This window comes from Micromonospora sp. LOL_025, assembly GCF_048060285.1.
Lineage (GTDB): Bacteria > Actinomycetota > Actinomycetes > Mycobacteriales > Micromonosporaceae > Micromonospora.
On record NZ_JBHMIR010000122.1, the window covers coordinates 1 to 524 of the forward strand.

Sequence of the window (524 nt, forward strand, 5' to 3'; positions counted from 1 at the left end):
GTCGTGCCGGACGTGCTGGCCGGTCACTCGATCGGTGAGGTCACGGCCGCGTACGTGGCGGGGGTGTTGTCGCTGGCGGACGCGTGTCAGCTGGTGGCGGCGCGGGGTCGGTTGATGCAGGCGCTGCCCACGGGTGGCGGGATGTTGGCGGTGGCTGCCGACGAGGCGGCGGTGGCGGAGTCGATCTCCGGGCTGGGCGATCGGGTCGGCATCGCTGCCGTCAACGGTCCGACGGCCGTGGTCGTCTCCGGTGCGGTCGAGGCGCTCGACGAGGTGGAGCGGGTCTGGCGCGACCGGGGCACCCGCACTCGTCGGCTGACCGTGAGTCACGCGTTCCACAGTCCGTTGATGGAGCCGATGCTCGACGAGTTCCGGGCGGTCCTGTCCGGGCTGACGTTCGCCGCGCCGTTGCTGCCGATCGTGTCGAACGTGACCGGTGCGCTGGCCGACGCCGACGAGATCCGCACCCCGGAGTACTGGGTGCGGCACGTGCGCGAGGCCGTGCGCTACGCCGACGGGGTCAC

At 72.3% G+C, this 524-nt stretch carries 1 protein-coding gene; it reads left to right on the plus strand.

Annotation, left to right across the window (positions count from 1 at the left end):
* On the plus strand, positions 1-524 hold a 524-nt coding region (locus tag ACFHW0_RS31760), incomplete at both ends, for an acyltransferase domain-containing protein (protein ID WP_416613315.1).